Origin of the sequence: Burkholderia sp. Se-20373 (assembly GCF_017104705.1) — a bacterium.
Taxonomy (GTDB): Bacteria; Pseudomonadota; Gammaproteobacteria; order Burkholderiales; family Burkholderiaceae; genus Burkholderia.
The window spans coordinates 1-7,420 of record NZ_JAAGPH010000234.1; the positions used below are offsets into that span (position 1 = coordinate 1).

Consider the following 7,420-nt stretch of genomic DNA (forward strand, 5'->3'; position numbering starts at 1 on the left):
CGGCGGGCTGCCGGCCCCGCCGGCCACCCCGGCGCCCCCGCGCGACGCCAGCCGCGCGCGCACCGCCTGGTAGAAGCGCAGGTTGTCGGCCACCGCCGACGCGGGCAACTCCGCGGACAGCAGCTTCTTCGCCGAATCGGTGTTGCCGAGCACGCCGTACGCGAACGCGAGGTTCTGGCGCGCCTGCCACGGCGCGGACGGCAACCCGGCGACGTCGAGCAGCACGTTCACGCCTTCGCGCGGCCGGTTGCTCAGCACGAGCGACAGCCCGAGATCGACACGCAGCCCCTGCGCGTCAGGGTGCGCGCGCAGTGCGTCGCGATACACGACCTGCGCATCCGCATGACGCCCCTGCAGGTCGAGCACGGTGCCGAGCCCTTCCGCCGCGAGCGGATGGTTCGGCTGCGCGGCGAGCAGGTCGCGGTAGCGCTGCGCGGCTTCGTCGAGGCGCCGCTGCCGCAACGCGACGCGCGCGAGCCCGAGCTGCGGGCCGAGTTCCGCGGGTGCCTGCCGCTGCGCTTCGTCATAGAGAATCCGCGCACGCTCCAGGTCGCCCGCGCGGTAGTTGACGTCGCCGAGCCCCAGGCGCGCCGCGAGCGAATCGGGATGCTTCGCGAGCACCTTCTCGTACAGCGTCGACGCGAGATCGACGTTGCCGCCGGCCAGTGCGCTGTCGGCGATGCGCAGTTCGGCCTGCGGGTCGTCGCTCTTGTGCGACAGCACCGGCCGCGTCTGGACGCCCGGCGCGCCGCAGCCGCCGGCCAGCACCGGCAGCACGGCCGCGAGCATGAAAGCGCGTACGACGGATCGTGTCATCTGAACACCTCGAGCAGGCGAATCGCCGCCGGGCCCGCCGCGATCAGGCAGACCGTCGGCAGGATGAACAGCATCATCGGCAGCGTGATCTTCGGCGCAAGCTTCGCGGCGCGCTCCTCGAGCGCGACGATCTGCTCGGTGCGCTCGGTGCGCGACAGCGTGCGCAGCGCCTGCGTGATCGGCGTGCCGAACCGCTGCGACTGCGTCAGCGTCGTCGCGAGCGAGCGCGCCGACGTGAAATCGACACGCATCGCGAAATGCGCGAGCGTCGCGGACACGTCGCCGCTCAGCGTCAGCTCGTCCGCGCACACGGTCAGCTCGTCGGCGAGCGGCGGGCAGATGCGCGCCAGTTCGTGCGCGACGCGCCGGATGCCCGACGCGAGACTGTTGCCGGCCATCGTGCAGATCACCAGCAGGTCCAGCGCATCGGGAAAGCACGCGGCGATGATGCGCCGCCGCCGCCGGATCATCACGCCGAGCACGTATTCCGGCACGATCATGCCGATCACGAAGGCGGCGATCATCGCCAGCGCGCGGATCACGAAGTATTCGCCGAAGCGCGGAATCAGCGGACTGAACACGATCGCGCCGCACGCGAACAGCACGCCGCAGCTCAGCTTGATCCCGATCATCACCGACGCGGCGCGGCGCTCGCGAAAGCCCGCACGCGTCAGCTGCAGGCCGAGCTTCACGCGCTGCATCGGGTCGAGCACCGGCAAGCGTTCACCGAGCTGCGCGAGCCGGCGCGTGAGATCCAGCCGGACGCCACCCGGCTGCAGCCACCCCGCCATCGACGCCGGCGGATGCTGGCCGGCAGCCTGCCGCACGCGCGCGGCGATCCGCTGGCGGGTGCCGCCGCCGGGCGTGGCGAGCGCCAGCGCGACACAGCCGAGCAACAACAGCAACTCGAGGCCGCGGGCGGCCAGTATCGACATCGTCATCGCGCGGTATCCAGTTTCGAGATCTTGCGGATCACCAGCAGGCCGACCGTCAGCAAGCCGGCCGCGATCGTCAGCATCGTGTGTCCCGGGTGCGTCGTGAACAGCAGCATCACGTAGTCGCGGTTCACGAGGAACAGCGCGCCGATCATCACGAACGGCACCGCTGAAATGATGTTCGTCGTGATGCGCCCTTCGGCGGTCAGCGCGCGCGTCTTCAGGCGGATGTCGCGACGCGTGCGGATGATGCTCGACAGCTCGTCGAGCGTTTCGCCGAGGCTGCCGCCGGTCTCGCGCTGCAGCAGCAGGTAGACGGTGAAGAACGAGAAGTCCGCGATCATCAGCCGGTCGGCCGCCTGCGTCAGCACGTCCTTGAGATCCGCGCCGACGCGCAGGCTGTCGCCCATCGAGCGGAACGTCGCGCGCACCGGCTCGGCCGCGCCGTCGCCAACCATGCTGATCGCCTGGGTGACCGGAATGCCCGCGCGCACGGCCCGCACGATCACGTCGATCGCGTCCGGGAACGCTTCGAGAAAACGCATCCGGAAGCGCTCGACCAACGCACGGTAGCTGGCCCGCATCGCGACCAGCGGCAACCCGACGTAGATCAGCGGACGCAGGAAGCCCGGCGGCCCGATCAGCTTCACCGCGACGATCGCGACGATCGCGCCGGCGATCGTGCTCGCGACCACGATCCTCACGCCGCCCTTGCCGCCGACGGCGCGCACGCGCGTCACGCGGCGCTGCAGCCACGCGCGCAGGCGGCCCTGGCGGCGCTCGAGGTTGAACAGCGCGACGCCGGGCGTGGCGGACGCGAGCCCGTCGCGCCCGGCGAGCGACGGCGACAGCCGGCGCATCCGCGCGCGGATGCGCTGGGCCGGCGTGCGGCTCGCGCGATCGAACCACGACGACAGCACGAGCCCGATCGCGAGGATCATCACGAACGCACCCACCGCGAACAGGTCGGCGGCCCTCATTGCCGGAACACCTCGGCGAGCGCATCCTCGACGCCGTAATACGCGGCGCGCGCCGCGAATGACGGCCGCAACGGCGACGCCTCGAACACGCCCTTCACCGCGTCGCGCGTCGTGTCGCCTTCCTGGCGGAACGCGAACAGGTCCTGTGTGATCACCACCTCGCCTTCCATGCCGACGATCTCGGTGATCCGCGTGACGCGCCGCACGCCGTCGCGCATCCGCTCGATCTGCACGAACAGGTGCACGGCGCTCGCGATCTGGCGCCGGATCGACAGCAGCTGCAGGTTCGCGTTCGCCATCATGACCATGCTCTCGAGCCGGCTGATCGCATCGCGCGGCGAATTCGCGTGGATCGTCGTCATCGAGCCGTCGTGCCCCGTGTTCATCGCCTGCAGCACGTCGAACGCCTCGGGGCCGCGAATCTCGCCGAGGATGATGCGGTCGGGTCGCATCCGCAGCGCGTTGCGCACGAGATCGCGCTGCGAGATCCCGCCGAGCCCTTCGGTATTCTCCGGCCGCGTCTCGAGGCTCACGACGTGCGGCTGCAGCAACTGCAGCTCGGCCGCATCCTCGATCGTCACGATCCGTTCGTGCTGCTCGATGTGCTGCGACAGCGCGTTGAGCAGCGTGGTCTTGCCCGAGCCGGTGCCGCCCGAGATCACGATGTTCAGCCGGCACGCGCACGCGACCTTGAGCACCTGCAGCATCGGAGGCGAGATGTTGCCCTGCTGCGCCATCCGCGCGAGCGTGATGTCGCGCTTCGCGAACTTGCGGATCGAGATCGACGGGCCGCGCATCGCGATCGGCGGCAGCACGACGTTCACGCGGCTGCCGTCGGCGAGCCGCGCATCGACCATCGGGCTGCTCTCGTCGACGCGGCGCCCCACCGCCGCCGCGATCCGCTGTGCGACGCTCGCCACGTGCGCGTCGTCGCGGAACTTCAGCGACGTGAGTTCGAGCCGGCCCGCGCGCTCGACGTAGACCTGATCGGGCCCGTTGACGAGGATGTCGGTGACCGAATCGTCGGCGAGCAGCGGCTCGATCGGCCCGACGCCGAACATGTCGTTCAGGATGGCGTCGACGATCAGCACCTGCTCGCCGGCCGTGATCTTCAGCCGCTCGCGCTCGACCGTGTGCGCGGCCACCTGCTCGATGCCCGCGCGCACTTCGTCGCGCGTCTTCATCAGCGCCGCCGACATGTTCATCGACGCGAACACCGCGGTGCGGATCGCGTCGAACTTGCTCGACCGGATCAGCGCCTCGTGGGTGTCGGCTGTCACGGGTGCGCGGGCCGGAGCCGGTGCAGGCGTGTCCGCCGAGGTCGGGGCCGCGGCCGATGGTGCGGCCTCGCGTGCCACGGCGGGCGTCGCGGCCTGTGGCTCGGCCGGCACGGGATCCGCCGGCGGCCGGTTGCGGGTGCCGAACGTCACGTTCCCTTCCTCCACTTGACGAGCCGCGCATACCACGGCTCGGCGACGACCATCGGCTCGCCGGTGATGCCGTTCGCGAGCTGCCGGATCTGGTCCAGGAAGCCGTTGCGCTTCGCGCCTTCGATCGGCTCGCCGAGGTTCTCGGCGACGGCAAGCGTCTGCGGCTCGTGCGGCAGCTCGTGCAGCGCCGCGCCGCCGAACGCCGCCTCGAAATCGACCGGCTCGACGCGGCCCGCGACCGGGGCGAGCGGGTTGTTCAGCACCATCGACAGCAGCCGCTCGCCGGGCAGTTCCCGCACGAAGCGCACGAGCCGCGCGGCCTCGTACGCGGCGTGCACCGAACGGTCGACCACGACATGGACGAGATCGGACGCCACGAGCGCGTCCTCGAGCAGCTTGCCGGCGCCGCTGCCGACGTCGAACAGCACGTAGTGAAAACGGTCCTTCAGCATGTCGACCAGGCGCGCGACGGCCTGGTCGCCCAGCGTGACGTCGGCGCCGTAGGCCAGCTCGGCGGACAGCACGTGCAGCCGGTCGCCCTTCGTCACGAACATGCGCTCGAACAATGCGTCGTCGGGACGCTGCCCCATGTTCAGCAACTCGATCAGCCCGTTGTTGCTGGACAGCCCGAACATCGAGTTCGCGCCGCCGCCGTGCAGGTTCAGGTCGACGTAGGCCACGCGGCGGCGCTTCTCGCTCGCCAGGAAGCGCGCGAGGCTCACCGTGATCGTGGTCGCGCCGACGCCGCCGCGCGCGCCGACGAAGCTGACGACCTTGCCGGTGCGCGCCTGCACGACCGATTCCGTCGCGGTCAGCGCGCGCCGCATCAACTCGACGGTCAGCGGCTTGACGATGTAGTCCTGCACGCCGATGCCGAGCAGGTTGCGAAACAGGCCGACGTCGTTCTGCGTGCCGATCGCGATGACGCGCACCGACGGGTCGCACACGTCGGCGAGCCGCATCAGGTCCGACACCGGCAGCACCGAATCCGACACGTCGATGACGAGCTGGCGCGGCGAACGCTCGTACTGCTGCAGCAGCCGGATCGCATCGTCGCAGGTGCCGAGCTGCAGCTGGATGCGCGTGATCGCCAGCTCCTGCGTGACGCGGCGTATCACGTCCTCGCTGCCCGAATCGGCGACGACCGCGACGAGATCGGCCGCGCCCGCGGACGCGGCGCGCCGGGTGGGCTGACGGTCGAGGAGGTTCATGGGCGGCATCGTGATGGCATCCGGGTCCGGTCAATGGCTGGGCGAGCCGGTCGTCAGCGTCTTGCCTGGCGTCGGCTGCTTCACGCGATCCTCGACGTAGCGGCGCACCGCGTCGGCTGCCGTCTGCGCATCCGCGCCGCCGTACGGCACGGGCGCGACGAGATCCTCGGGCCGCGCGAGCATCGCCGCGAGGTTCGAATAGGTCGCGCAGCCGAACGGCACGCCGGGCCGCGCGAACCCCGCGTCGACGAGATGCGACGGCTGCATCAGCTTCGCGCAATCGGGCGCCACCGCATGCGCGCCGTCGAAGCCGATCGACCGCGCATCGGGCAGGTTGACCGGCGGCGGCGCCGACAGGCAGCCCGCGCACACCAGCGGCAGGAGTGCGGCAACGATCGATCGGGTTCGCATGTGCGCCTCCGGTTCAGTACACGAAGCCCGCGGCGCCGACGAGGCGCGGCGTGTCGCCCGACAGCAGGTCGAGCCCGAGGTTGCGCTGCGCCGCGAACTCGAGGTCGCTGCTCGGCCGCGCGACGGTGTCGATCGCCTGCTCGAGCTGGCCGGGCCCGGTCGGCTGCACGATGTACGGCGTGACGATCACGACCACCTCGGTCTTGTTGTCCTGGAAGTTCTTCGACGAAAACAGCCGGCCGATGATCGGCAGCCGGCCGAGCCCCGGAATCTGCGACACGGTGTCGGCCGTCTGGCTCTGCAGCAGCCCGCCGATCGCGAAGCTCTGCCCGCTCGACAACTCGACCGTCGTGTCGACGCGCCGCACTGTGAGCCCCGGCACCTTGACACCGCCGGTCGTCACGCTGTTGTTCGCATCGACCTCGCTCACTTCCGGCCGCACCTTCAGGCTGATCCGGTTGTCGGCGAGCACGGTCGGCGTGAAGTCGAGCGACACGCCGAACGGCTTGAACTCGACCGTGATCGCGCCGGTCGACGAACCGGCCTGCGCGACCGGGATCGGAATCTCGCCGCCCGCGAGGAAGCTCGCGGTCTCGCCGGACATCGCGGTGAGGTTCGGTTCGGCGAGCATCGTGATCAAGCCCTCCTGGTCGAGTGCGTCCAGCACCACGTCGATCGACCAGCGCCCCGCGCGGAATCCGCCGAGCACCGAGAAGGCGCCCGTCGGCGACAGGTTGAACAGGCCGTTCGTCGGATCGAACAGCGTGCGCCCGTTGAACAGGCCGCCGACGAAGTTGCCGGCGCCGCCCAGCGCGCTCCAGTTGATGCCGAGCTGCTGCGTGATGTTGCGGCTCACCTCGGTCACCCGCACGCGCAGGTTCACCTGGATCGGGCGCGACAGCGTGAGCCGGTTCACGATCTTTTCCTTGTCGTGCAGGTACGGCGTGAGCGACTGCATCACGGCGTCCGCGTCGGCCGCGCTCGGCACCTTCCCCGACACCATCAGCGAGCCCGGCGCGCCGGACACCGACAGCTTCAGCTGCGGAAAGCGGCTGTCGAGCACACCTTGCAGCGACGCCGTGTCGACCTGCACGATCACCGTCTTGCGCAGGATCGGGCGATGGTTCGCACCGAGCGCGATCAGCGTGGTCGTGCCCGCCTTCTTGCCGAACACGAACACGGTGCGCGGGGACGGCACCTGGATGTCCGCGATGGACGGATCGGCGACGAACATCGCCGCTGCGGGTTCGGGCAGCGACAGCAGTTCCCCCTTGCCGGTCGCGATCGACAGCGCCGCACCCGCGTCCGGCACGCGTGCGACCTGCGCCAACGCGCCCCCGGACGCGACGATGCAGGCCAGGCACCAGCAAGCGATCCAACGAACCATGCGCACCATGCGTGTTCCCGTCAAATGCCGGCCGCCGGGCGGCCGGCCCGAATCGTCAATCCGTCACTGCGCCGCCATGGCCGGCGGTTGCGCAGTCGCCTCCGCCGCGACGTTGGCGCTGCCCGTCGTCGTGGGCATTGCAGGCACTGCAGGCATCGCCGGCCACGCCGGCAGCAGATCGGGAGCGCACCCGTCTGAATTCCAGTCACCCCACCACACCCCGCAGTCCTTCCTCCGATTGCAAAACAAA

7 protein-coding genes are annotated in these 7,420 nt (G+C 70.3%); all 7 read right to left on the reverse strand.

Features of this window, described 5'->3' with window-relative positions:
- The coding region (locus G3N96_RS36630) for a tetratricopeptide repeat protein (protein ID WP_206140251.1) at positions 1-816 on the reverse strand (816 nt) is incomplete at its 3' end.
- Positions 813-1,757: a type II secretion system F family protein gene (locus G3N96_RS36635; RefSeq protein WP_206140253.1), complete on the reverse strand. Its 945-nt coding sequence runs from the start codon at positions 1,755-1,757 to the stop codon at positions 813-815. The genes G3N96_RS36635 and G3N96_RS36630, both read right to left, overlap by 4 nt.
- Positions 1,754-2,731, reverse strand: coding sequence for a type II secretion system F family protein (locus G3N96_RS36640; protein WP_206140255.1), 978 nt, complete (start codon positions 2,729-2,731; stop codon positions 1,754-1,756). Before G3N96_RS36640 ends, G3N96_RS36635 begins: the two co-directional genes overlap by 4 nt.
- Positions 2,728-4,161 carry a CpaF family protein gene (locus G3N96_RS36645; RefSeq protein WP_206140257.1) on the reverse strand — a complete coding sequence of 478 codons (1,434 nt, stop codon included), beginning with the start codon at positions 4,159-4,161 and terminating at the stop codon, positions 2,728-2,730. The genes G3N96_RS36640 and G3N96_RS36645 overlap by 4 nt, the downstream gene beginning before the upstream one ends.
- On the reverse strand, positions 4,158-5,381 hold the full coding sequence (locus tag G3N96_RS36650) for an AAA family ATPase (RefSeq protein ID WP_206140259.1): 1,224 nt from the start codon (positions 5,379-5,381) through the stop codon (positions 4,158-4,160). Before G3N96_RS36650 ends, G3N96_RS36645 begins: the two co-directional genes overlap by 4 nt.
- A 21-nt stretch (positions 5,382-5,402) precedes the next feature.
- The gene (locus G3N96_RS36655; RefSeq protein WP_206140260.1) at positions 5,403-5,783 is read right to left on the reverse strand and encodes a CpaD family pilus assembly lipoprotein; all 381 of its coding nucleotides are present in this window, start codon (positions 5,781-5,783) and stop codon (positions 5,403-5,405) included.
- 13 nt (positions 5,784-5,796) lie between these two features.
- Positions 5,797-7,179 (reverse strand): type II and III secretion system protein family protein, encoded by a 1,383-nt coding sequence (locus G3N96_RS36660; protein WP_206140262.1) that lies wholly within the window; start codon positions 7,177-7,179, stop codon positions 5,797-5,799.
- Positions 7,180-7,420 lie beyond the last annotated feature (241 nt).

Excerpts from the sequence above, each read along its gene's own strand:
- G3N96_RS36635 (WP_206140253.1), bottom strand. The coding sequence starts at position 1,757 with ATGACGATGTCGATACTGGCCGCCCGCGGCCTCGAGTTGCTGTTGTTG.
- G3N96_RS36660 (WP_206140262.1), bottom strand. The coding sequence starts at position 7,179 with ATGGTGCGCATGGTTCGTTGGATCGCTTGCTGGTGCCTGGCCTGCATC.
- G3N96_RS36640 (WP_206140255.1), bottom strand. The coding sequence starts at position 2,731 with ATGAGGGCCGCCGACCTGTTCGCGGTGGGTGCGTTCGTGATGATCCTC.
- G3N96_RS36650 (WP_206140259.1), bottom strand. The coding sequence starts at position 5,381 with ATGCCGCCCATGAACCTCCTCGACCGTCAGCCCACCCGGCGCGCCGCG.
- G3N96_RS36655 (WP_206140260.1), bottom strand. The coding sequence starts at position 5,783 with ATGCGAACCCGATCGATCGTTGCCGCACTCCTGCCGCTGGTGTGCGCG.